Annotated in this window: 20 protein-coding genes; 6 read left to right on the top strand and 14 right to left on the bottom strand. The window is 40.4% G+C overall.

The genetic code is table 11. The annotated features are described in order from the left end of the window. Nucleotides 1-111 precede the first annotated feature (111 nt). From BN2458_RS03740 to lnt, 4 genes are read left to right on the top strand one after another with little or no spacing between them, the layout of a single operon-like run. The gene (locus tag BN2458_RS03740) at nt 112-1,413 is read left to right on the top strand and encodes a M16 family metallopeptidase (RefSeq protein ID WP_034342297.1); all 1,302 of its coding nucleotides are present in this window, start codon (nt 112-114) and stop codon (nt 1,411-1,413) included. Between the two features lie 2 nt (nt 1,414-1,415). After that, a complete protein-coding gene (gene dapA / locus BN2458_RS03745) occupies nt 1,416-2,297 on the top strand; it encodes a 4-hydroxy-tetrahydrodipicolinate synthase (protein ID WP_034326105.1) in 882 nt (293 codons plus the stop codon). Beyond that, nucleotides 2,294-3,097, top strand: a complete 804-nt coding sequence (locus BN2458_RS03750) for an enoyl-ACP reductase (RefSeq protein WP_052082058.1) — start codon at nt 2,294-2,296, stop codon at nt 3,095-3,097. Before dapA ends, BN2458_RS03750 begins: the two co-directional genes overlap by 4 nt. Before the next feature lie 38 nt (nt 3,098-3,135). Beyond that, nucleotides 3,136-4,548 carry an apolipoprotein N-acyltransferase gene (lnt, locus tag BN2458_RS03755; protein WP_173644076.1) on the top strand — a complete coding sequence of 471 codons (1,413 nt, stop codon included), beginning with the start codon at nt 3,136-3,138 and terminating at the stop codon, nt 4,546-4,548. 330 nt (nt 4,549-4,878) lie between these two features. On the opposite strand, the gene BN2458_RS03760 is transcribed toward lnt, so the two are convergent. The 3 genes from BN2458_RS03760 to traF form a co-directional block, all read right to left on the bottom strand. Further along, nucleotides 4,879-6,531, bottom strand: a complete 1,653-nt coding sequence (locus BN2458_RS03760; protein WP_034342299.1) for a tetratricopeptide repeat protein — start codon at nt 6,529-6,531, stop codon at nt 4,879-4,881. Nucleotides 6,532-6,623: 92 nt separating this feature from the next. After that, on the bottom strand, nt 6,624-7,403 hold the full coding sequence (locus BN2458_RS03765; RefSeq protein ID WP_034342301.1) for a hypothetical protein: 780 nt from the start codon (nt 7,401-7,403) through the stop codon (nt 6,624-6,626). Between the two features lie 373 nt (nt 7,404-7,776). Beyond that, nucleotides 7,777-9,531, bottom strand: a complete 1,755-nt coding sequence (gene traF, locus BN2458_RS03770; protein ID WP_052082059.1) for a conjugal transfer protein TraF — start codon at nt 9,529-9,531, stop codon at nt 7,777-7,779. 306 nt (nt 9,532-9,837) lie between these two features. Between traF and BN2458_RS09900 the strand changes: the two genes are divergently transcribed. Beyond that, nucleotides 9,838-10,605, top strand: a complete 768-nt coding sequence (locus BN2458_RS09900) for a tetratricopeptide repeat protein (protein ID WP_138109601.1) — start codon at nt 9,838-9,840, stop codon at nt 10,603-10,605. Next, nucleotides 10,602-11,210 carry a tetratricopeptide repeat protein gene (locus tag BN2458_RS03780; protein ID WP_034342303.1) on the top strand — a complete coding sequence of 203 codons (609 nt, stop codon included), beginning with the start codon at nt 10,602-10,604 and terminating at the stop codon, nt 11,208-11,210. Before BN2458_RS09900 ends, BN2458_RS03780 begins: the two co-directional genes overlap by 4 nt. A 233-nt stretch (nt 11,211-11,443) precedes the next feature. Here BN2458_RS03780 and BN2458_RS03785 read toward each other — a convergent pair whose 3' ends face one another. The 11 genes from BN2458_RS03785 to BN2458_RS03830 form a co-directional block, all read right to left on the bottom strand. Beyond that, complete coding sequence (locus BN2458_RS03785; RefSeq protein WP_081951400.1) at nt 11,444-13,513, bottom strand: Lnb N-terminal periplasmic domain-containing protein; 2,070 nt, start codon at nt 13,511-13,513, stop codon at nt 11,444-11,446. An 87-nt stretch (nt 13,514-13,600) separates the two neighbouring features. After that, nucleotides 13,601-14,038 carry a DUF3015 family protein gene (locus tag BN2458_RS03790; protein WP_034342305.1) on the bottom strand — a complete coding sequence of 146 codons (438 nt, stop codon included), beginning with the start codon at nt 14,036-14,038 and terminating at the stop codon, nt 13,601-13,603. Between the two features lie 264 nt (nt 14,039-14,302). Then, nucleotides 14,303-15,190, bottom strand: a complete 888-nt coding sequence (locus tag BN2458_RS03795; RefSeq protein ID WP_407081055.1) for a carbon-nitrogen hydrolase — start codon at nt 15,188-15,190, stop codon at nt 14,303-14,305. Further along, nucleotides 15,183-15,344 (bottom strand): hypothetical protein, encoded by a 162-nt coding sequence (locus BN2458_RS10115; protein ID WP_162845598.1) that lies wholly within the window; start codon nt 15,342-15,344, stop codon nt 15,183-15,185. Before BN2458_RS10115 ends, BN2458_RS03795 begins: the two co-directional genes overlap by 8 nt. Further along, on the bottom strand, nt 15,334-16,011 hold the full coding sequence (locus tag BN2458_RS03800; protein WP_034342309.1) for a ThiF family adenylyltransferase: 678 nt from the start codon (nt 16,009-16,011) through the stop codon (nt 15,334-15,336). Before BN2458_RS03800 ends, BN2458_RS10115 begins: the two co-directional genes overlap by 11 nt. Nucleotides 16,012-16,110: 99 nt before the next feature. Then, on the bottom strand, nt 16,111-16,905 hold the full coding sequence (surE, locus tag BN2458_RS03805; RefSeq protein ID WP_034328060.1) for a 5'/3'-nucleotidase SurE: 795 nt from the start codon (nt 16,903-16,905) through the stop codon (nt 16,111-16,113). A gap of 96 nt (nt 16,906-17,001) precedes the next feature. After that, nucleotides 17,002-17,874 (bottom strand): polyprenyl synthetase family protein, encoded by an 873-nt coding sequence (locus tag BN2458_RS03810; RefSeq protein WP_034328061.1) that lies wholly within the window; start codon nt 17,872-17,874, stop codon nt 17,002-17,004. Nucleotides 17,875-17,888: 14 nt separating this feature from the next. Further along, on the bottom strand, nt 17,889-19,109 hold the full coding sequence (locus tag BN2458_RS03815; RefSeq protein ID WP_231944850.1) for a DUF7488 domain-containing protein: 1,221 nt from the start codon (nt 19,107-19,109) through the stop codon (nt 17,889-17,891). Beyond that, nucleotides 19,102-19,428: a YbaB/EbfC family nucleoid-associated protein gene (locus BN2458_RS03820; RefSeq protein WP_034342312.1), complete on the bottom strand. Its 327-nt coding sequence runs from the start codon at nt 19,426-19,428 to the stop codon at nt 19,102-19,104. Before BN2458_RS03820 ends, BN2458_RS03815 begins: the two co-directional genes overlap by 8 nt. 1 nt (nt 19,429) lies before the next feature. Continuing rightward, the gene (gene panD, locus BN2458_RS03825; RefSeq protein ID WP_034328065.1) at nt 19,430-19,792 is read right to left on the bottom strand and encodes an aspartate 1-decarboxylase; all 363 of its coding nucleotides are present in this window, start codon (nt 19,790-19,792) and stop codon (nt 19,430-19,432) included. A 210-nt stretch (nt 19,793-20,002) separates the two neighbouring features. Then, complete coding sequence (locus BN2458_RS03830) at nt 20,003-21,154, bottom strand: hypothetical protein (RefSeq protein ID WP_034342314.1); 1,152 nt, start codon at nt 21,152-21,154, stop codon at nt 20,003-20,005. Between the last annotated feature and the right edge of the window lie 11 nt (nt 21,155-21,165).

Genomic DNA, 21,165 nt, shown 5'->3' on the forward strand with positions numbered 1-21,165 from the left:
GCAGACTTTAATGCGGTAGATGCGATAGCAGTTAAGGACAATGTAGATTCTAAAGAAAATAGCACAGATACGCAAAAAGAGTAGTGTGTGAAGTTTATTTTAGGAGTTTTGATGAGTGTTTCTCATATATTAGTCGCTCAAGCACTCGCACAAAGCGCATTGCCTACGCATTTTACAGAGACGCTTGATAATGGTTTGCAAGTCGTGGTCGTGCCGCTTCATAACAAGAGTGGTGTGATTGAAACAAATGTGTTTTATAAGGTTGGTAGTCGCAACGAGGTAATGGGAAAGAGTGGTATAGCCCATATGCTCGAACATCTTAGCTTTAAATCTACAAAGAAACTTAAAGCTGGGGAGTTTGATGAAATAGTAAAGGGCTTTGGTGGCGTGAATAACGCTTCTACAAGCTTTGATTATACACGTTATTTTATCAAATCAAGTGTAGGGAATCTTGACAAGTCTTTAGAGCTTTTTGCCGAGCTTATGAGTAATCTCTTGCTTAAAAATGATGAGTTTCTCCCGGAGCGCAATGTTGTGGCAGAGGAGCGATTGTGGCGCACTGACAATTCACCTATGGGGTATTTGTATTTTCGCTTTTTTAACACTGCATTCACTTATCACCCCTACCATTGGACGCCCATTGGGTTTATGGAGGATATTCAAAGTTGGCGTATTGAGGACATCACCTCTTTTTATAACACCTACTATCAGCCACAAAATGCGATTGTGCTTGTGAGTGGTGATGTCGAGCCAAATCAGGTTTTTGCTTCCGCAAGTAAGCATTTTGGCACATTGAAAAATAGCACGCCTATCCCAGAGGTAGTAGCAAAAGAACCAAAGCAAGATGGTATAAGACGCGCTATTGTAAAAAAAGATTCACAGCTTGAATATCTTGCTATGGGCTATAAAATCCCTAATTTTTTGAGTAAAGACCAAGTCGCTTTGAGTGCGATAAGCGAGATTCTAAGTGCGGGTAAATCAAGCATATTTCAAACCGAACTCATCGACAAACAGCAAATTGCGGCGGGTATTTATGCCTACAATATGGAGCTCAAAGATGAGGGCGTGTTTTTGATTATCGCCACGGCAAAGCGGGGTGTGAGAGCAGAAAAAATTGAGGAAGAAATCTACAAAATTTTGGAGAATCTTAAAGCTGGTAAAATTTCTCAAGAGGAGCTTAATAAGGTGAAAATCAATACAAGGGCAAGTTTTGTTTATAGTCTTGAGGGCTCATCATCGGTAGCTGAACTCTTTGGGAGTTATCTAGTGCGTGGAGACATCTCACCTTTGTTTTCTTATGAGCGAGATATTGACGCTCTTAGTATAGAGCAGATTCAGGAAGTGGCAAAGAAATATTTTGTGGAAGATTCGCTAAGTGTTGTGATTTTAAAAGATACCGACAAGGAGAAATAGGTATGGTTTTTGGAGCAATGAGTGCGCTTATCACACCTTTTAAAAACAATAAGGTTGATTTTGAAAGCTATGAGAGGCTAATCAAGCGACAAATCGCTTATGGAATGGACGCGTGTGTGCCTGTAGGAACGAGCGGTGAATCTGCCACACTCTCACATAAAGAGCATATGGAATGTATAGAATCTGCAGTGCAAATCTGCAAGGGTAGCGATGTAAAGGTTCTAGCAGGGGCAGGGAGTAATTCCACTGCAGAGGCAAAAGAACTTGCGCTTTTTGCACAAAAATGTGGAGCACACGCGCTTTTATGTGTTACTCCTTATTATAACAAACCCACGCAACAGGGCTTATTTGAGCATTATCAAGCGGTGGCAAATGCTGTAGAAATTCCTGTGATGCTCTACAATGTCCCCTCGCGCACCGGTGTAAGTATAGAAATAGATACGATAAAAGCCTTGCATACGCAATGCCCGAATATTTATGCGATAAAAGAAGCCGCGGGGCTTATGGATAGAGTGGTGGCACTTGGCGCAGAGGTGCCGAGCATAGCCATTTTGAGTGGTGATGATGCAATTAATTTCCCCATTTTAGCCAATAATGGCAAGGGTGTTATTTCTGTAACAGGCAATTTAATGCCCCAAGAAATTGCCGATTTGACACATTATGCACTGCAGGGTGATATGAGAAAGAGCTATGAGCTTAATACCAAGCTTTATGAGCTTAATAAGATTCTATTCTGTGAGAGCAATCCCATACCGATTAAGGCGGCGATGTTTTTGGCAGGATTGTTGCAAAACTTAGAATATCGGCTACCACTCGTGCCACCTTCTAAGGAAAATATGGCTAAAATACAAGCAATTTTAGAACAATATGAGGTGAAGAAATGAAAGATGTACAGACTTCTACTACTGATTTTATGAAAGACAAAACGCTTGTAATCAGCGGTGCTACGAGAGGAATTGGCAAGGCTATTTTGTATAGATTTGCTAAAAATGGTGTGAATGTCGCTTTCACTTACAATAAAAACGAAGAGGAAGCGGCAAAAATTGCTCAAGATGTGGAAAGCAAATACGGCATAAAGGCGAGATTCTATCCGCTCAATGTCCTCGAGACAGACCAATACATCGAACTTTTTAAGAAAATTGACGAGGATTTCTCGCGAGTTGATTTTTTTGTGTCTAATGCTATTATTTATGGCAAAAGCGTGGCAGGTGGTTTTGCACCATTTATGAGGTTAAAGCCTAGAGGGCTAAACAATATCTACACAGCAACCGTTCTTGCCTTTGTGGTGGGCGCACAGGAAGCCGCGAAGCGTATGAAAGAAGTCGGTGGTGGAGCGATAGTCTCTCTTAGCTCGACAGGGAATCTTGTGTATATGCCAAATTACGCGGGACACGGCAATTCTAAAAATGCGGTAGAAACAATGGTAAAATACGCTGCCACAGAGCTTGGTGGTTGGGGCATAAGAGTAAATGCAGTAAGCGGCGGACCTATCGATACGGACGCGCTTCGAGCATTCCCTGATTACGCGCAGGTCAAGGCTAAAGTCGAGGAGGAATCTCCCCTTAATCGTATGGGGACACCAGAAGACCTTGCAGGTGCGGTATTTTTCCTCTGTGATGAAACACAGAGTGCGTGGCTCACAGGTCAAACGATTGTAATTGATGGTGGCACTACTTTTAAATAAAACCCTGTTTTTCTTGATATATTTTAAGGTATATTTGTATGTTACATTTTGAAACAAAAAAATCTAGTCAGGGTAGTTTTTTAGATTCTATAAAATATGGGATACTTAATGTCCCATATCGAGCATTCTCCTTGCGTGATACGAGTACTTACAAACCCACACTTATATGGCTTAGCATATCTTTTGTGTTTGCGTTTATTTGTGTTTTGCCTTTTTATATGCAATGGTTTTTGCAAATTTGTGGTGTCGCAGATATACCGCTATTTTTAGCCACCTTGCTTGGTTTATTTAGTATTGCAAGTGTGCTTTTTACCCCTAGAGAGCGTAGATTTAGCGTAGGATTTTTTATCGGTATCTTATGGTTTTATTGGATTACCTTGGGAATGCGCTACTTTGATATGAGTGTGCTTATCCCTGTGGTTGTGATATTGATTGGACTATTTGTGGGCTTTGTGTTTTATATCATTCTTTGGTGTGATTGTTTTATCTTACGCTTTATATTTTTGCTATCCTTAAGCTACCTTACACCTCTTGGATTTGATTGGATTGTCCTTGAGAGCGTGTTTGCATATAGCTATATGGGGGTAGATAAGCTTAGTTTTGCTTTTATTATTCTTGGCTTGTGGTTTTTTGTAAAATATCAATCGTGGTGGCGACTTTTTAGTATCTTATGCCTTGCTATTGCAATCGATTGGCAGAGTTTTGTGAAAGAAACTCCCCAAATACCTTATCAGTTGCAAGTCTATACATCATCGCAAACTTTTGAATTTAACCAAATACCGCTCAAAATTAAACTTATACAAAGTAATGTATCGCAGGATTTAAAAACGCGCAGTGAAGAGATTGTAGCTATTTTTGCGGAACATATACAATCTGTACGTAATGCCATAAATGAGGGATATGATGTTGTTGTATTGCCAGAGAGCGCATTTTATGCGCCTTTGCATTGGAATTATAATGGATTTGTGCCCTACGATGAGCTTTTGGGTTTAAGTAATGAAATTGTGATTATCGTGGGTGCATTGCGTGATGAGGAGAATACAGAGGGCGACCCCTCATATTTTAATAGTACTTTTAAATTTGAAAATGGTGTGGTGAGCTTTTATGATAAGGTGCTTTTAGTGCCTTTTGGAGAGTATATCCCCTCGTTTTTTACTCCTCTTGCGAATCTGTTTTTTGAGGGGCTCGGGGGCTTTAGCGCAGGAAGTGATTTTGGCTATTTTGATATAAAAGGCGTTAGATTCAAAAATGCTATTTGTTATGAGGGCACAAATAAGGGGTTTTACGCAGATAATCCGCAATATGTGATTATGACGAGCAATAACGCGTGGTTTGTGCCTAGTATTGAACCAATCGTGCAAAAAAATCTTATGAAATATTACGCGAGGCTTCATAAGAGCATTATTTTTCACGCGACAAATCGCTCCCCTGCGGAAGTGATTGGGTATTAGAATCTAGGGTTTGCAAACTTTAGATTTAAAATTGAGTAGATGTTTTGCTTGGTAAGTTTTAAGAATTTTTAGCCTATTTTTTATAATATGGAGAAGCTTAAAAGTTAGCTTAGGCATTTGTCTCTCGCTCCTCCTCTTTTTTATGTATCATTTGTGGATATCATTTACCCTGTAATGCTTTAAAAATGTGCTAAAGTATTCTTTCAAAGGGAATGGGGAGGGGATAAACATTTTTTTACAAAAAACTTCTATGGAGTAAAGAAACATATAAAACTTTTTTGTAGTATAGATTCTAAAATTTGTAAAAACAGAATCTTGAGGTTTGTAAAATTAGCCCAAAAATCCTTTTACATACGCACTCACATTATGTGCGACATCACCCCACTCACCCATTTTACTCTGCGTGATACATACTGCGGATTCATACCACGGCGTAGAAATACCATTCCCCCAACGCCAATCATAGCCCTTATGCAATAGCACAAGCGTATGCTTTCCCATACTCGCGCTCAAGTGCGCCACAGCACTATCAATGCTAATCACCATATCCATATCCTTGATGATATCATAAGTTTCTGCAAAGTCATTCATTGTTTTTTGCACAATCGCATACTCGCTTATTTCCTTACACTGCGCCTTATTGAGCGAATAAATCTCTAAGTGCTGAGCGATAGATTCATCACTCAAGGCTTCCATTAGCAGTTTGAGAGGCATACTTTTGCTACTTGCCTCGCTAAATTGTGAATCTGTGCTAAAGCAAATGCCTATTTTTATCGTGTGTTGCAGCCCTTTGTTTAATTCTGTGGTGCGAGATTGTGTATTTTGTAGTAAAAATGGAGTTATATGTAAATCCTCCACACTTCGCACACCAAGTGCGAGAGGCAGGGAGAGGAGCGAGATTGCTACATCGTAATCCCCCACTTCGTCCCTGTGTGCCACACACTCGATTCCAAATTTTGAAAAAAGCGGCACAAGCGTTTCTTGCACGATTACACGCACTTTTTTTGTGCATTGTATGAGAAGTGGCAAAAACCGCGCAAACATAATGCTATCACCAAAGCCTTGCTCGTGATAGACAAGCACAGATTTATCTGCAAAATCTGCTTTCTCGCCATTATATTCCCAAAACGATGTAATACCCTCTGGTAGCATATTTGGAAGCTTTTTGCGCTCCTCATAGATTCTAAATCCCTCTTCAAAATGCAGATTCTTAAGTAAAAAATGCGCGTAATTCGTGCGATAATGCACATTTGCGGGGTTGAGTGCGCTCGCTTGTAGATAGAGCATAAGTGCGTGTTGTGCGTTTGTATTGGCGTAATTAAGCGCATTTGCGTAGTTAAACAAGAAATCACCCTCGTCTTTGTAATACTCATAAATCGCGCTATACACCTGCACCGCTTCATTAAACAGCCCTATGTGTATGTAGGTATTTGCGAGATTCACACCTGCATCAAGGTAGCCCTTACCGAGTGCGTGGAGGTATAGCTCTATGGCTTCACCAAAATGTTTGAGGCTTACTTGCGCGTTTGCGAGATTAAACATCGCACCCAAATCATTTGGGTCAAGCTTAATAGCGATTGTGTAGTGATAAATGGACTTTTCTGAATCCTCTAAATCCGCATAGGCTTTAGCAAGATTAAAATGCAAATTTGGATTAGAGACATTTCCCGCATTGAGTAACCACTCAAGTTTTTCAACACATTGTGTAGGGTTGCCACTGCGGCGGTAAGCCTCCGCAAGATTGATTTGATAGTCTAAATCCCTTTGATTGCACTTCGCAGCTTGAGTAAAATACTCAATTGCCCTTTTATATATTTTAAGCTCTAGCATAACAATCCCAGCTAGATTCCATATATCCGCGCGCGTGTAGTCGATAGCTAAGATTTGGATACAAATATCCACACATTGATGATATTGTTTTTGTTGATAAAGCTTATACGCCATTTCTACGGCGGTAGCAATATCAATTTTTTTTTGAGACATAAAAACCCTTTACCTTTTCAAAGGGCGAAGCAAAAAAAATGCCACTCTCCCCACACACGTTGTGCGGGAGGTGGAAGAGAAAGGGGAGAAAGCTAGAATACAACACCAAAGATGACAGAGAATCTTTGATAATTGTTTTTGAAGTCTTTGGTGCGAACTGCAGTAGTGGGAATTACTGCACCGGGGTCGCGGTCAGAGTTTGTAAGCTCACCCATTATGTAGCGCAAACCTACGCTAAACACATTTTGAAACTTAAAACCAGCACCTACACCATAGACTAAGCCGTGGTATGTGTTGCTAAGTGAAGTATCGTTTTGTGTATCGCTTACAAAGAAATTATCTGTAATGCTATGATATGAGTACCCCACCATACCTTGAATGTAGAACGAATTCATTTGCACACCTACAATCACAGGCACTTGCGCACCCCAGCCATTGAATCCTAAGTCTGTCATAACTTGTCTGCCGCCGGGCAAAGGCAAATTAGTATCAGCATAAAAGGCGTTTGACTCGCCGACTGATTTAAGATAGATAGGCACCGTTATTTCTGTCCCTAAATAAGGGCGTATGCCACTTGCAGCCTTGATAGAAGCTATATAGATAGAATAGCCAAGGTCGGCAGAATGTAGATTCAAATCGCCTAATTTGCTGTATGAATATCCCAAGTGTCCCTCATTGAAAAGATACCAACGTGCGACATTTCCAGCTTTGTTAGAACCATTAAGGATTGAGCCACTTGCAAAATTACCCAAAAGCTTCTTTTGTGTATTTTGCAGTGAGTTTTTGTTTGTAGTGGTGGGTTTAGCTGGTGCGCCAAAAGCCATACCACCAGCTATTGCCAACATCAAAAACACTCTTTTTAAAGAAATCATAATCCAACTCCTTTTTGCAAAATAAATGGTATATCATACCATAAGTAAGGTAATATCGGCTTTTGGGGCATTGTTTAAAATGATTTAGGCTTTGGGGTGGAGAATTTAAGCATAAAATATGTGTCGAGTCACGCAATCTAAGAAGTGCAAGTTTTACTTTATTTGACAAAAGCCTTAAATCGTGTGGATTTTATCCTCTTAAGAAAGGGATTAAGAGGAATGGGGAGGTATAAACACTTTTATTTTTTTGCGCGAAAAAAAGAAATAAGTTTTTAAGATTCTAAAGCGTTTATAGGTTTGCTTGAGATGAAGGATTTTTAAGTTTCTAAATTTCTCAGTTTTTAAACCATCATTACCAAAAGCTAACTTATCTCTAAAAGCTAAACTGCCCGCCTACACGCGCACTCATATAGTTTGATACATTCACGCCATAAAGATTAATGTTTTGTCCTAGTCCATATTGAAGTGCTATATCTAAGAATCCAAGGAGATTTACACCACCAGTAAGTATTGTGCCCTCACCACTATTTGAGCGTAAATCTCGCATAGCTCCTAATCTAAAGTCTATCGTCTTGAAATTTGCCATTATTCCTCCGCCGATATATTGGCTTTTGGGGCTTGAGAGAGAGAGAGTGTCATTAGGCGCAAGGTCCGCATCAAAGGCAAAGGTAAGAAAATCCATCATATTATAACTTATCCCTGCGCGCACTTGGCGATTAAGCGTAATATCTGCGAGATTATTTGTGCGTTTAATAACAGGTGCATTGAGATTTTTTACAACAAGCCCTACATTAAAATTTTTCATCATTCTTGGCGTATAGAGAAAACCTAAGTCAAAAGCAAAAGTTTGTGCCATATCTGTATCATCTTTATTGAAAGATACATCAGGGAAGCTCCCCACGCTGAATTTAAGATTCTGTCCATAACCTATGGTTTGCATAAATTTTACCGCTACACCGACATTTACATCGCCTAGAGGTGTAAAAAGCGTATGTCCATAGCCTACGGGAATTTCTATAAGAGCTAGGGCATTTGCATAAAGTGTATGCTGTGCTTGGTCATACATAACTGAACCTTGTAAGTCATTTTTATTTGGGTCGTGTGTTAGGGAGACACTATCCCCATTCGCACTTGCAGTATAGTATTTGCCACCTAGGTTAAAAATAAGCTGATTGTTATTTGGATCAAGTGCGACAGAGGCGTTAGAAAATGCAGAGGCAAAAAGCCCTATGCCTACGGCTCCGCGTCCTGTATCTACCTCTTGTATATCGATACTCCCTACAATATCACTCTCTATACGTCTTTGCTTTTTATCTCCAGCAAACTGAAAGACAAAACCATTTTGTGTATTAAGCACGACATCATTGCTTTTCATTGCTCTATCAATAACACCAAAATCATTTAAAAGCTTATCTATAACAGAATCTGCACCTTTTTTAATCGTGAGAGAACCAGCATTTTCTAAAATTTTATCAGCAATATCTGCTGTGCTGCCTGCTTGGTCAAGTCCATTTAACACATCACCTAGATTACTAGCATCAATACCAGAGATAATATCTCCTATCAAAGGGCTACCACCTTTATTTGCTGCATCGGTGAGTCTGTCTTTGAGTTTATTTGCTAAGCTTAGATTGCCACTAATAGTTTGCGCACAAGTAGTGAAAGAGTTGCAAGCGGTAGTTGTAGGGTCAAGCTCTTGAAGGAGATTTGATAAATCGGTTGATGTAATTGTCCCGGGAGTTTGAGGATTAGGAATTAACGCATTGAGTGCTCCACCGAGTGCACCATCAATGGTTGTGTTGCCAATTGTTACGCTTTTGCCAGTGCCGCTTAAAAGTTGGTTATTAAGCGTATTTGGGAGGTCGTTAAGATTATCCACATCAATTGCTGCCATTTGAAGGAGATTTTGCTCTTTGAATTGCAAGCCAAAACTATACCCAGCCTTTGTGCGCCTGTCGGCTCCTAAAAGTGCGGGATTATAATATAAACCCCACGCAGAATCTTTAAGTGCTACCCCAGCTCCGCCCATACCAGCAGATACTTGCCCCATTGAGCCAAATTCTAAGCTAAAGCTGTAGCTCACAAATAAGACCACATACCCTAGTGGAAGTGTGAAATGTTTTAGCATATATATTCCTCATTCTTTGATATAAAATAATGTAAGAAAAAATCGTGCCATTTTTGCATAATATTAATGAATTAATCACAAAAGCAAATTTTGCTTATCTCGCACTTTTGCAAACATTCATACAAATATTTTTAATTTTATAAAATCCTTATTACATTATATAAGGATTTTATAAAATTATATTGTCAAGAATGTGTAGTTTTGTGCTTTTTTAGTGCAAAGCTTGTGCGAAAATTGATAAAAATTGTAAAAAAGGAATGCTTTTAGCATACAAAATCTAATAAAATATTGTAAAAAGGCTAGACAATGAGGAAGATTCATAGTCTTGTATTGATTGTGTTATTTGGCTTAGCACAGGGTTGTGCGAATAATGCGAAAGGGAGCAGGGCAGATTCTTATCCTTTAGAATCTATGGTAGAAGTCTCTCAAAATACGCAAGAAGAATTGCAAAATATGCAGAAAACACTTCAAAATGCATATGTCGCACAAAATACGCAAGAGGAACTAGAGAAGGCATATAACGCGTGGCAAAATGGTGAGTTTAGCAAAGCCATAAGGCTTTATGAAAATGCTTGTTATGATGGCAATATGGGTGCGTGCCACGCTATTGGGACTTTGTATTTTCAAGGGAGCGGTGTCGCACAAAACTACTCTATGAGTGCGAGCTACTACAATAAGGCGTGTGAGGGGGGATTTATGATGTCGTGTAGCTCACTTGGAATCTTGCATCATTTTGGCTTGGGTGTGAGGCAGGATTATGCCTTAGCACTTGAGCTCTACACAAATGCGTGTCAAAGCGGCTATGGTAGGGCGTGTAACAACTTGGGTGTGATGTTTGAAGAGGGCTTGGGTGTCAAAACAGACTATAAACAGGCGGGGGTGTATTATGCAGACGCGTGTTTAGCAAGGGACGATAGAGCGTGTTTCAATCTCGCTGATTTGCTATATGAGGGCAAGGGTATGAAAAAAAATATACACAGGGCAATGGAATTTTATGGTTTGGCTTGTGATTTTGGTATGCAAGAGGGCTGCGAGGCGTATAAGCATATCAAACTTAAGGGGGGTGGCAAATGAGAATCTTAGCAATACTTTGTGTAGCCTTAAGTATGGGTTTTGGCGCATATTTAGCCGATGAAAATATGAATGAGTATGAAAGTATGGAAATGCGTCAAAGACTTGCGCCATATCTTTCTAGTTGCTATGAGGGCATACCCGGGGATTGCTATATGGCTGCGCACGAGTATATGAAAGGTGAAAATGGTGTGCAGTGGTATTCTAAGGCGGCTATTTACTACAAAATGGCGTGTGATGGCGGTGTGCTTAAAGCGTGTAGCAATCTTGGGATTTTATATCAAAATGGACTTGGCGTGAAGCAAAGCTATGATGTGAGTGTACAACTCTACCGCTTGGCTTGTTCGCGTGCGGAGGCTGATGGCTGTAATAATCTCGGGGTGTTAAGCGAGGAGGGAATATTTGTGAGTAAAAACTACACAGATGCTCTCACTTTGTATCATCGCGCGTGTATGGGCGGAAGTGTCGCCGGGTGTATGAATCTAGGAGAGATGTATGAAAAAGGCAAGGGTGTGGCAAGGAATAAAGAAGTGGCACTTGAATTTTACGCACAGGCGTGTTATATGGGCTATCAACCCGGTTGCGAGATGTATAATAGCAAGAGATAGGATTTAGAATATTCTTAGAATTTTGGCTTTTTAGATGCTTTGTATTGTATTTAACAACTTGTTGAGAATCTTTCAATAGGAGTTTTGTGTGTGGGGTGGCAAACCACAAACACATTTTGTGTATTTTTTCTCCCCTCCCTCCTAAATAAAAAACAAGGATTCTAAAAATTTGCAAAAACTCTCAAATATGCCAATAAAAAAATGAAATATAGAAACTTTATTTACAACAAAAGCTAAAAATACATTCTTAATCCAAACATATACGCAGGTCTAAAATATTGCGCGGTATCATTTTTTAGTGTCCTTACACTTGCTAGAAGCGCGAGATTTTGCACGAGATTCACACTTATACTACTATCGAGCTGGTGGCTAAAATGTCGCGTGTCATATGCCTTAAACTTATATTCAAGCGTGGCTTTGAGGCGGTTATTATCGCTCAACACGAGTCCCACGACTTGACTTAGTGCAAAGTCGGCTTGTTTAGAGGTATTGACAAAAAATGTTGGTTCAAGGAGGTAATATCCATAGCCGAGATTCCATAGGTTGACAGATGCGCCACCGCCAAATGCCGCAAAGTAGTGCAAAGCATCATCATTAAATGTGCGATTGAATCCTGTTTCAATTCGATAAGAAAAGGGCTTAAAAAACTTACTCATTTGTGCGATTGAGGCGATTGAGAGGATATTAAATTGATAGAGGGTTGGTGCGCTAGAGGCGGTTTTGCTTGTATCATAATAGCCTAAGACACGCATAAACTCGATTTGTGCTCCCTTAAGATAACCCTTGTCATTATCAGTCAAATCGTGAAAAGTTATCCTAAAATCAAGTGCGGGGTGCGCTCCCTGCGCATTTGTAAGAACCATAGGCGTGATTCTTAGGCTTTGATTGCCCTCAAGCGGATTTGGAGGGCGTGTGGGGATAAAGGGCGGTGTATTTGCGCCAAGTGTGGAGCGCGTGGAGGCAATATTATGCGCGATTTGCGTGTAAGATTCTTTTTCCAACCTACCCTTTAGGAATCTATACTCGCTAAATTCAAGCGCGGATTCTAAAATGTATTGCTTTTGCTTAAGTGAAAGATGAGAATCTTGGGTTATATCCTCTGGGACTTTTTTGCCCTTTGCAAGGGCTTTGCTTAGACTCACTTGTGAGTGATTCATCACTTTTTCATAGGCGAGGAGTTTGGCGCGTTTGCTTGGACGATAGGCTGCCTTAGTAATGAGATTTGCATTTTTTAGGGCAAAAAGAGTTTCTGGCGGATTGACTTGATAGACAAAAGTATCACGCAAATGCAGGCTAGGGCGTGCGACTTCGAGTAGCCATAGGATATTGTAAGAGCAATTTTTGTCGAAAAAATAATACCAGCTAAATGCATCGCTTAACTCCCAAATATGATTGTAAAGCCGTGTGATTTCTTCACTACTTAGGTTAAGCTCATATTCCCACATATCACGGGATTCTACATTGGCGTATTCTTTGATTTTATCATAGTAGGGTAGGATAGAGTAACTCCCAGTATAAAATCCAAAGAGCCCACTAAAAGCGAATTTAATGGGATTTTCTTTATTTTGGTCGGCGTCTGCTTGGTAGTTTATCGCAAAGGCGAGTAGGCGCGAATTAAAACTTGAATCGAGGAGTAAAAATGTATGTCCAAACATTGAAGCAGGTGAGTTGATATGTGCGGAGGGGAATACGATACTTGCCTTTGAGGGCGCGATATATTTGCGCGTAACCTCATAATCCACGCAATTCACTTTGGGTAAATCTGCAAAATCAAGCTTAGAGGCTAAAAAGGCAAATCGCGCGGGGAAGCGACATAGCGCGTGGTAGTCCTCCGCGTCAATGGAGCGTGTGGGGAGCTTAATATCATTCTCCTCATACTCGATGATTTGTTTGAGACGCTTTTGCCTAATTGCTTCGGGGACGACAATAGATGAGATTGGCTGATAGAATGCGCGGATAGTAGATTCTAATTCATCTTGTGCGATATTTTTAGATTCGCCAAATTGTGGTGTGAGGAAAAAATAGGGCGAGACAATTTCGCTTTTATTGCCATCAATATGTAGCAAGTCTCGCCACTCTTTAGAATCTGCGATATTTAAAGCTTTGGTTTTGGCGATAAGGCTATCAATGATTAGGGAAGTTTGAGCTTGTGTATCTTGGGCTAATTGTGTGTGTTTCTCTTGCGAATCTGCGGTAAATTGGGTATTTTGTGCGTTTTTAGATTCTGAATCTGTGCTTACTTGGGGTATGTGTGAATCTTGTAGTGTTTGTATTTCTTGTGCTAGAGTAGGGTATGCACACATAACAATAATAAAAAAGAGTTTGGAATAAGTCGAGCTAAAAGACATAAAAGAAAGGGGGCAAAGCTCCTAAGAGCTTTGCGCGTGGGATTATAAACTCGCTACGCCATCAAGCACATCTGTGCTTTGCGCGTCTTTGCTTGTGTAGAGTTTGTGATAATTTTCTTGGAGTGCTACCTTAAAGCTTTCTTTGTCGCTTACATCAAGGAGTTCTACAAGTGTGTCAAGGTGTTCACCTCTGCCTTGAGCAATCTCTTGAGAAAGAGCATCCATATTTGCAGCTACAAATTCTTGTGTGCGGCTATCCATTACGATTTTGCCAGATTTACAGCCTGATGTTCCAGAAGTAATACCAAAAGTTTGAGTTCCTGTTGAGTTATTTGTTGTTATTTGAAATAAATTCCAAATAAGACCTTGTTTGTCAATAAGGAGAGAACCAAGACCACAACCTGTATTGCTATTTGCTGCGGCAAATGCACCTGTGGCTAGACCTGCGCTAAGAGCCAAGCTAACGAGAACTTTTTTCATCGTCTGTCCTTTGTAGAAAAATTCGTTTCTTTAAGAAACGCGTCATTTTACCTAAAAATAATCAATCAAGTGTGTTTGAAAACAGAAAAGATTTGCAAGTAGTAAGCCAAGAGAGCAAAATTTTGATGATGTTGTAATATCTAAAGCTAGATACAAAAATCTTAAAAATACTTAAAAATGCAAAAAGCACTTAAGATAAGTAAGCAAATGCGAAATACTCTCGACCCGCGAGAGTATTTGTTGTGTAAGATTTATAGCTTAATCCTACAAACAGAATCTTTTTAAAATGGACTTGTAAGATTCTATACGCCTATCGCGCAAGAATGGCCACATTCGCCGCACTTCCTCGCTTCTACTTAAGTCAATATCCACAAGCAGTAGCTCCTCACACTCACTATCTGCCATTGCCAAAAGCTCACCTTGCGCACCAAAGGCAAAGCTGCTTCCCCAAAAGCGTATGCCACTCTCCACACCGCTGCTATCTTTTTCAAAGCCCACGCGGTTAATCGCCATTGTCGGCAGTCCATTAGCAACGCTGTGTCCTCGCTGCACCGCTATCCACGCTTCCCTTTGTCGCGCCCTCTCTTCTTGTGAATCTTCATCAAACCACCCAATCGCTGTGGGATAAATCAACATATCCGCACCTTTAAGAGCCATAATGCGTGCAGCTTCGGGATACCATTGGTCCCAACAGACTAAAACCCCGAGCTTCCCCACACTCGTTTGTATTGGGTCAAAGCCCAAATCGCCGGGAGTGAAGTAGAATTTTTCATAAAATTGCGGGTCGTCAGGAATGTGCATTTTGCGATATTTTCCGGCTATTTCGCCATTTTTTTCAAAAACTACCGCAGTATTGTGATATAGCCCTGCGGTGCGCCGCTCAAAGAGTGAGGTAAGCAGCACAACATTATGCTTTTTTGCCAACGCGCTAAAAAAATCAATATCTTTTTCAAAATCACTCGCATAGTCAAAAAAGGTAGGATTCTCACTTTGACAAAAGTATTCTCGTGTGTGGAGCTCCTGCAAACACACGAGTTGTGCGCCACTCTGCTTTGCCTGTGCTATCATTGTGGCGGTTTTTGCTACCATACTTTCCCTATCGCCTGTGTAGGATTGCTGCACTAGCGCGACTTTGAGGATTCTATCATTCATCATAGTCTCCGTCATATTCGCTATCTGGGCTTTGATAGTCATCATCGTCATAGTTGCTATACGAGCTATCATCACCCTCATCTTCAAAGTAGTCTATATCCATATCATCATCTTGGGTGTAATCGTCCTCAAAATCCTCGTAATCATCTTGCATTGCTCTCTCCTTTGAGTATATTTTGTATAATTTCGCTTGCAATTGTCAGTCCAAAAGCCGCAGTTACGCCACTAAAACTCCCTAAATCTTTACATTGTGGCACTTCTGGGCTAAATACTGCCTTAAAAGGCTTTTTAATATGAGCCTTTTTGAGATTTTCTCTAAATTTACGCGCAAATTTATCGCCATAAGTTTTCCAAATATTTGCCACTTGAATATTAAGAGGGTTTAATTTTTTCGCGCTACCTGTGGAGACGATATAATGCCCCAAAGGCTTATGCTGGGCGATTTTAGCAATCTCCACCTTTGCATTAATATCATCAATGGCATCAACAATATAATCAAAACTCATTACATCAAATGAATCTAAAAAATCCGCATTGACACTCGCTCGTATAGGCGTAATGTCCTCATAGATTTTGCCTAATACCTCGACTTTTGATTCATTGATATGCTCTGCGCCGATTTGTCGGTTTTGATTTGTTATATCAAAAGTATCTTTATCAACAATCGTAATATGTTTTATTCCGCTACGATAGAGGCAATCCACCACGAAGCCACCCACACCGCCCACGCCAAAAACCACAACCTTTGTGTTTTGAATCTTTTCAAATTTACTGCCAAAAATAATGCGTGAGCGCGTGTATCTATCGCATATTTCAGTCATTACAAATCCTTGCGTTGCACATTTGTGTATGGTAAATCCTCATATAATGAATCTTTGCAATGCAGCGCACAAAATCCGCAAGATTCAAAAAATAGCATTTCATTTTTTTATCCATTCATCTAATCGCGCGTTGTCCTCATAGCTTGTCATATCAAGCTTTATGGGTGTTATGGAGATGTATTTTTCATTCACAGCTTTGAAGTCCGAGCCATTTGGATAAGTCGTATCGCTCCGCTCCTCCCACTGCAGTGGGTGAAGCCCAAGCCAATAGTATTCTCTGCCCCACGGGTTGCGGTGCAAATGCGCATCATTTGCGTAGATTCTATATCCCATTTGTGTAATTTTGTAACCCTTGCATTCATCGATTGAAACAGGTGGGACATTGATATTAAGGAGTTTGCGCTCTCCCAAAGGAAAGCCCTTGTTAAAAATCATATTCACTATATCCACAATGCAATGTTTTGCAAGTGAAAAATCAAAATGCTTCGTGCGATTGACATCTGTCATAAGCTGTGAAATCGCAATAGAGGGAATGCCTTGGATACACGCCTCCATAGCTCCAGCAATCGTGCCAGAATAGGTAATATCCTCGCCCATATTCGAGCCTAAATTAATCCCAGAAATCACCAAATCCGGCTTAAAGCCCTCTGCGTATAATGTATTAAGCGCGAGATACACGCAATCACTTGGTGTGCCGTCTTCAAGCTTATAAAAATCATCATCGAGTCGCACAAAACTAAGCGGACGCGTGAGGGTTATCCCGTGTCCGCAGGCGGATTTTTCGCGTGAGGGAGCGACTACCATAATCTGCGCGATATTACGCAAAGCGTGTTTAAGCGCGAGTAGTCCGCTTGAATCAAATCCGTCATCATTGGTTAATAGAATGCTTTTCATCACCTCTCCTTGTGTTTATATTTTAAACCTTTGCGCTTTTGCCTTAATTTTTGCGTTGTGTTTAGAATCTAAATACATCTCTAAAAGATTTTGCATTTATCCTATCTCCTTAAAATAATCCTCTAAAAGCGATGTGAGGTTATATGCAATAGATTCACCAAAGAGCGCGATTTGCTCCTTGAGTTGCGCTCTTTGTCTCATAAACTCCGCCTTTGCACCCTCTAAACCGAGCAGATTCACATAGCTATTTTTATGCGTATCATTTTGCGTTGTTTTTCCCGCCTCTTGCGTATCTAAGCACATATCGATAATATCATCGCGGAGTTGAAAATACACGCCAAGTTCCAAGCCAAAGACATAAAGCTTCTCGCATAGCTCACTACTCGCACAAGCGATAATGCCTCCGCATTGCAAGGAAGCGGCGATGAGTTTTGCAGTTTTGTTAAGATGAATAATTTTTAATTGTTCAAGCGAAAGCTTTGTGTTTTCAAACTCACAATCAAGCACCTGCCCTAGCACCATACCACCGATACCGGCATTTGTGGCGATAGATTCTATAAGCGCGAGTTTTACATTAGAATCAAGTCGCGCTTGAGCGAGGAGCGAAAACGCATAGGTGTTTAATCCATCTCCAATAAGCAGGGCTAAAGTCTCATCATATTTTGTATGCAAAGTCACGTGTCCGCGCCGCAAGGGAGCATTATCCATACAAGGCAAGTCATCGTGTATGAGCGAATAGGTATGAATACACTCTATGCTAAGCGCGGGGAGAAAGGCATTTTTTATCAGCTGTGGCGCAAGGGCATTGACAATACAAAAGAGCAGGGCAGGGCGGAATCTCTTACCGCCATTTTTCATCATCTCCCAAAGTGCGCTTTCATAATGCGTATGAAAGCTCGGGACTTGCGGGGCTTGTGCGGTAAGAAAAGATTCAAAATCTTTTAGAATCTCTGCGATATGTTGTGCCATTTGCTATCCTTGTTTTAGAGCTTGATAAAAATCTCAAGATTATTACGCATAATTAAAAGCTGTATTTCTCCATCAAATCGCTCATCAAAACGCGTTTGTGAGAGCAAATCCCTAAATCTATCAAATTTTTTACGAGCAGTATTTGTGCTTTCTGTGATGATTGGGTGCTTATTAATCCACAGGATTGTATCCCCTACGCGTAATGGTGCAAATCGCCCGGCTCGATTTGGATTAATGGATTTTATAAGCATATTTTCATCAATATGTATGCCAAATCGTTCTAAAAATGTCTCCCCGAGCAAGAAACCGCCATATCTTTGCCCCACTTTAGCGTTGATTTGCATAGTTTTGCCATTGCGTTTAATAAGCACCTTTGCAAATGAATCTTTTTTGAGATTGCTTATAATCCACTCCGCCTCGTTTGCATTAGCAATCTTGCTTCCATTTATGGAGATAATCTCATCATTTGGAGAGAAAGCATTTTGTGAAAATGGGTCAATCGCGCCCACAATGGCTTTGCTTGAGCTAAAGCGAATGCCTATATCACCATAGTAGGGCGTTTTTTGCGATAAGAATCTATCGATATATTTTTTTTCTATAAACTGCCCATTGCCTACACCTATGCCATAGATTTGATAGCAGATATTGCCTAAAACTCCATTTCTTTGCGTGGCAGATGAGAATCTTGCATAGTCCAAAAAGCCATTTTGTCGCTTTGTGATATGTCCTACATTTGCTTTATCTGCGCTTATAAAGGCGAGATTTTTATCGTTTAATGTGCGTGAATCAAGCGGGAGTAGCTCATAGCTTTGCTTTGTGTTGGGTGCGGAGATGAGGTAAAGCCCGATGAATGGGTCGGCTTTTAGAATCTTCACTCCGCTTGGCGCACTCGGCGCATACATAAGATGATATTGCCCTCCTCTAGGGTTTTTTAGGCTAATAGCATAGCTTTGATTCACAGGTGTGCTAGCGGCTTTAAAATATCTCTTGCAATGTGAATAATCATAGCTAAACGAGCTTGTGGCACAAAGCGTGATAAAAAGCATAATAAGTGCGAGAAAAGGCAAAGGTGCTAGATTCTGTCTTTTTTTGTGAATCTGCTTTGTGTTGGGGCATTGAATGTATACAATCCTGTAAATCCACATTATAAAGGCATTGTTATATTGCAAAAAAAAGGCTTTTTTATGAATCCATAGCCTTAAATTTGTGTAAAAATGTAGCATATTATTAGCCATTTGGTTTTCCGCCAAAGATATTAAATCCTCCGCCTAGCCCATTAAGAATATTTAAGGCACTTGATTGGCGATTGCTTTCTATGCTCTTGCATAAATCATTAAATGCACTCATTAGCAGAATCTGCAAAGATTCTTTATCTTCTAACAAACTATCATCGATGTTTATATCTATGATTTCCCCTGCGCCATTAGCAGTGATTTGCACCAGCCCACCGCCACTTTTTGTAGTGAGGGTGGTTTGCTTATTTTGCTCCTCTAGCTCCTTTAGGGTATTTTGCATAGAGCCGAGCATTTCCCCGAGTTTGCTTTGGTCAAACATCTTACACCTCGTTTGTTATAGATAGAATCTCGTTATTTTGCCCCACTTGCACGATTGTAGGCTTATAATTTTCTAATTCCTGTGTGTCATATGAGGCATAGGCTATAATGATGATTATATCATTTATTTGCACCTTGCGCGCTGCCGCGCCATTGAGGCATATTTCGCCTTCTTTATCACCATAAATCACATAGGTGCTAAATCTCTCGCCATTATTGATATTAAGAATCTCTACCTTCATTCCCGCAAGGAGATTTGCGCTTTTTGCTAAAGTCTTGTCAATTGTGATTGAGCCGACATAGTTAAGATTTGCGTCTGTTACACAAGCGCGGTGAATCTTTGAATACAGCATTTGCATTTGCATAGGATACCTTAAAGTGTTAAGCTAAAAGGCGGATTCTAGCACAAAAGTGCATAAAATCATAATCGAAGTTTTGGCATTCCTGCTTATAATGGAAAGTTTTAAATGGATTTTGTTGTAAAGTTTAAAAAAGAGGTTTGAAAAATGTGGGGGCTAGAATCCTCTTTATAAAAAGAGGATTCTATTTTTAGGCTAAATGCTTAAAGAGTGGGATTAGAAATTCCACATAACGCGCACAGCACCTACTGCACTTGTTACTTTATCTATATTACTCGCGACTTTTGCGCCATCTTTACCTGCTGTTTGGAACCAGCCAACTACAGGAGTTAATACAAAGTTTGCACTTACTTTATAAGGCACTTGTGCGAAGACACCAATAGAGTTGTAATATCCTTGGATATCGCCAAATGTTTGTTGATACCCAGCTCCAAGTGTGAATGTCGCATCTTTAGAGAGACCTATACCAAGCTCGGCTTTCACACCTGAACGTTTAACATCTCCATTTGTAGAAGTTACTTGCACTCCTGAATGGTTGAAGTTACCACCATTGTAGAATGTGCCTGTTTCGCCATAGAAATGTTGGTTTTTACCATAGTGGGCAAAGAGTGAAATGAAGTTATTACCAAATGTAGGCTTTGTGCCAACAGAGATATGCCACGCATCTTTTTCAGTTCCAAGGGGTAGTCTTGTTGCTATTCCATTAGTATAACTAGTAGCAGCACCTGAATTAAATCTCTTATATGTTCCAGCTACTTGAAAGAGTGGGCTACCACCATCTCCATAGAGAGTATAAGACAATGCGATACGAGGCATTGTTGTATTTGCACCAGTTCCATTGCTTTGTCCATTACTAAGACCGATAGATTCTCCCAAATAGTCAGAGATTAATGCTAGGCTTAGTCCAGCGATATTGTATTGAAGCTGCAATCTTCTTGTGCTTGTGCCTAGACCACCAAAGCCATTAAGCGCAGTATCGGCATTAAGCACACCTGTTGAGAAAATATCAGTTGTAGGAGTGTTTGCCTTACCCACGAGGATAGTTCCTAGACCTGTATTATAAGATCCCCAGAAGAAGCGGAGAGGAGTAAGAGTCGGCACACTATTATCTGGCTCATTTGCACCAAACTCAACTTTTGCTTTGAATTTATCCGCTGATACATTGAAACCAATGTGTGAGTTTCCTTGCACACCAAAGAGGAAGTTTCCACGATTGTCTGCGTAGCCTGCATTTTCACCCATACCTACATAACCACGGATAGAACCATATACATCAAGTGAAGTGCCATCATTTTCATACACCTGAAGAGCCGCCGCCGGTAAAACCAAAAGTGCGCTAAGCGCAGAGCTTACAAGAATTTTTTTCATTTAAGACCTCC

The organism is Helicobacter typhlonius, assembly GCF_001460635.1.
In the GTDB taxonomy this organism is placed as follows: domain Bacteria; phylum Campylobacterota; class Campylobacteria; order Campylobacterales; family Helicobacteraceae; genus Helicobacter_C; species Helicobacter_C typhlonius.

Excerpts from the sequence above, each read along its gene's own strand:
- BN2458_RS03785 (WP_081951400.1), bottom strand. The coding sequence starts at position 13,513 with ATGTGTGCATACCCTACTCTAGCACAAGAAATACAAACACTACAAGAT.
- dapA (WP_034326105.1), top strand. The coding sequence starts at position 1,416 with ATGGTTTTTGGAGCAATGAGTGCGCTTATCACACCTTTTAAAAACAAT.
- BN2458_RS03795 (WP_407081055.1), bottom strand. The coding sequence starts at position 15,190 with ATGAATGATAGAATCCTCAAAGTCGCGCTAGTGCAGCAATCCTACACA.
- BN2458_RS03810 (WP_034328061.1), bottom strand. The coding sequence starts at position 17,874 with ATGGCACAACATATCGCAGAGATTCTAAAAGATTTTGAATCTTTTCTT.
- BN2458_RS03740 (WP_034342297.1), top strand. The coding sequence starts at position 112 with ATGAGTGTTTCTCATATATTAGTCGCTCAAGCACTCGCACAAAGCGCA.
- BN2458_RS03750 (WP_052082058.1), top strand. The coding sequence starts at position 2,294 with ATGAAAGATGTACAGACTTCTACTACTGATTTTATGAAAGACAAAACG.
- BN2458_RS10115 (WP_162845598.1), bottom strand. The coding sequence starts at position 15,344 with ATGCAAGATGATTACGAGGATTTTGAGGACGATTACACCCAAGATGAT.
- surE (WP_034328060.1), bottom strand. The coding sequence starts at position 16,905 with ATGAAAAGCATTCTATTAACCAATGATGACGGATTTGATTCAAGCGGA.
- BN2458_RS03800 (WP_034342309.1), bottom strand. The coding sequence starts at position 16,011 with ATGACTGAAATATGCGATAGATACACGCGCTCACGCATTATTTTTGGC.
- BN2458_RS03790 (WP_034342305.1), bottom strand. The coding sequence starts at position 14,038 with ATGAAAAAAGTTCTCGTTAGCTTGGCTCTTAGCGCAGGTCTAGCCACA.
- BN2458_RS03760 (WP_034342299.1), bottom strand. The coding sequence starts at position 6,531 with ATGTCTCAAAAAAAAATTGATATTGCTACCGCCGTAGAAATGGCGTAT.
- BN2458_RS03815 (WP_231944850.1), bottom strand. The coding sequence starts at position 19,109 with ATGGCTAATAATATGCTACATTTTTACACAAATTTAAGGCTATGGATT.
- traF (WP_052082059.1), bottom strand. The coding sequence starts at position 9,531 with ATGCTAAAACATTTCACACTTCCACTAGGGTATGTGGTCTTATTTGTG.
- BN2458_RS09900 (WP_138109601.1), top strand. The coding sequence starts at position 9,838 with ATGAGGAAGATTCATAGTCTTGTATTGATTGTGTTATTTGGCTTAGCA.
- BN2458_RS03830 (WP_034342314.1), bottom strand. The coding sequence starts at position 21,154 with ATGAAAAAAATTCTTGTAAGCTCTGCGCTTAGCGCACTTTTGGTTTTA.
- panD (WP_034328065.1), bottom strand. The coding sequence starts at position 19,792 with ATGCAAATGCAAATGCTGTATTCAAAGATTCACCGCGCTTGTGTAACA.
- BN2458_RS03765 (WP_034342301.1), bottom strand. The coding sequence starts at position 7,403 with ATGATTTCTTTAAAAAGAGTGTTTTTGATGTTGGCAATAGCTGGTGGT.
- lnt (WP_173644076.1), top strand. The coding sequence starts at position 3,136 with ATGTTACATTTTGAAACAAAAAAATCTAGTCAGGGTAGTTTTTTAGAT.
- BN2458_RS03820 (WP_034342312.1), bottom strand. The coding sequence starts at position 19,428 with ATGTTTGACCAAAGCAAACTCGGGGAAATGCTCGGCTCTATGCAAAAT.
- BN2458_RS03780 (WP_034342303.1), top strand. The coding sequence starts at position 10,602 with ATGAGAATCTTAGCAATACTTTGTGTAGCCTTAAGTATGGGTTTTGGC.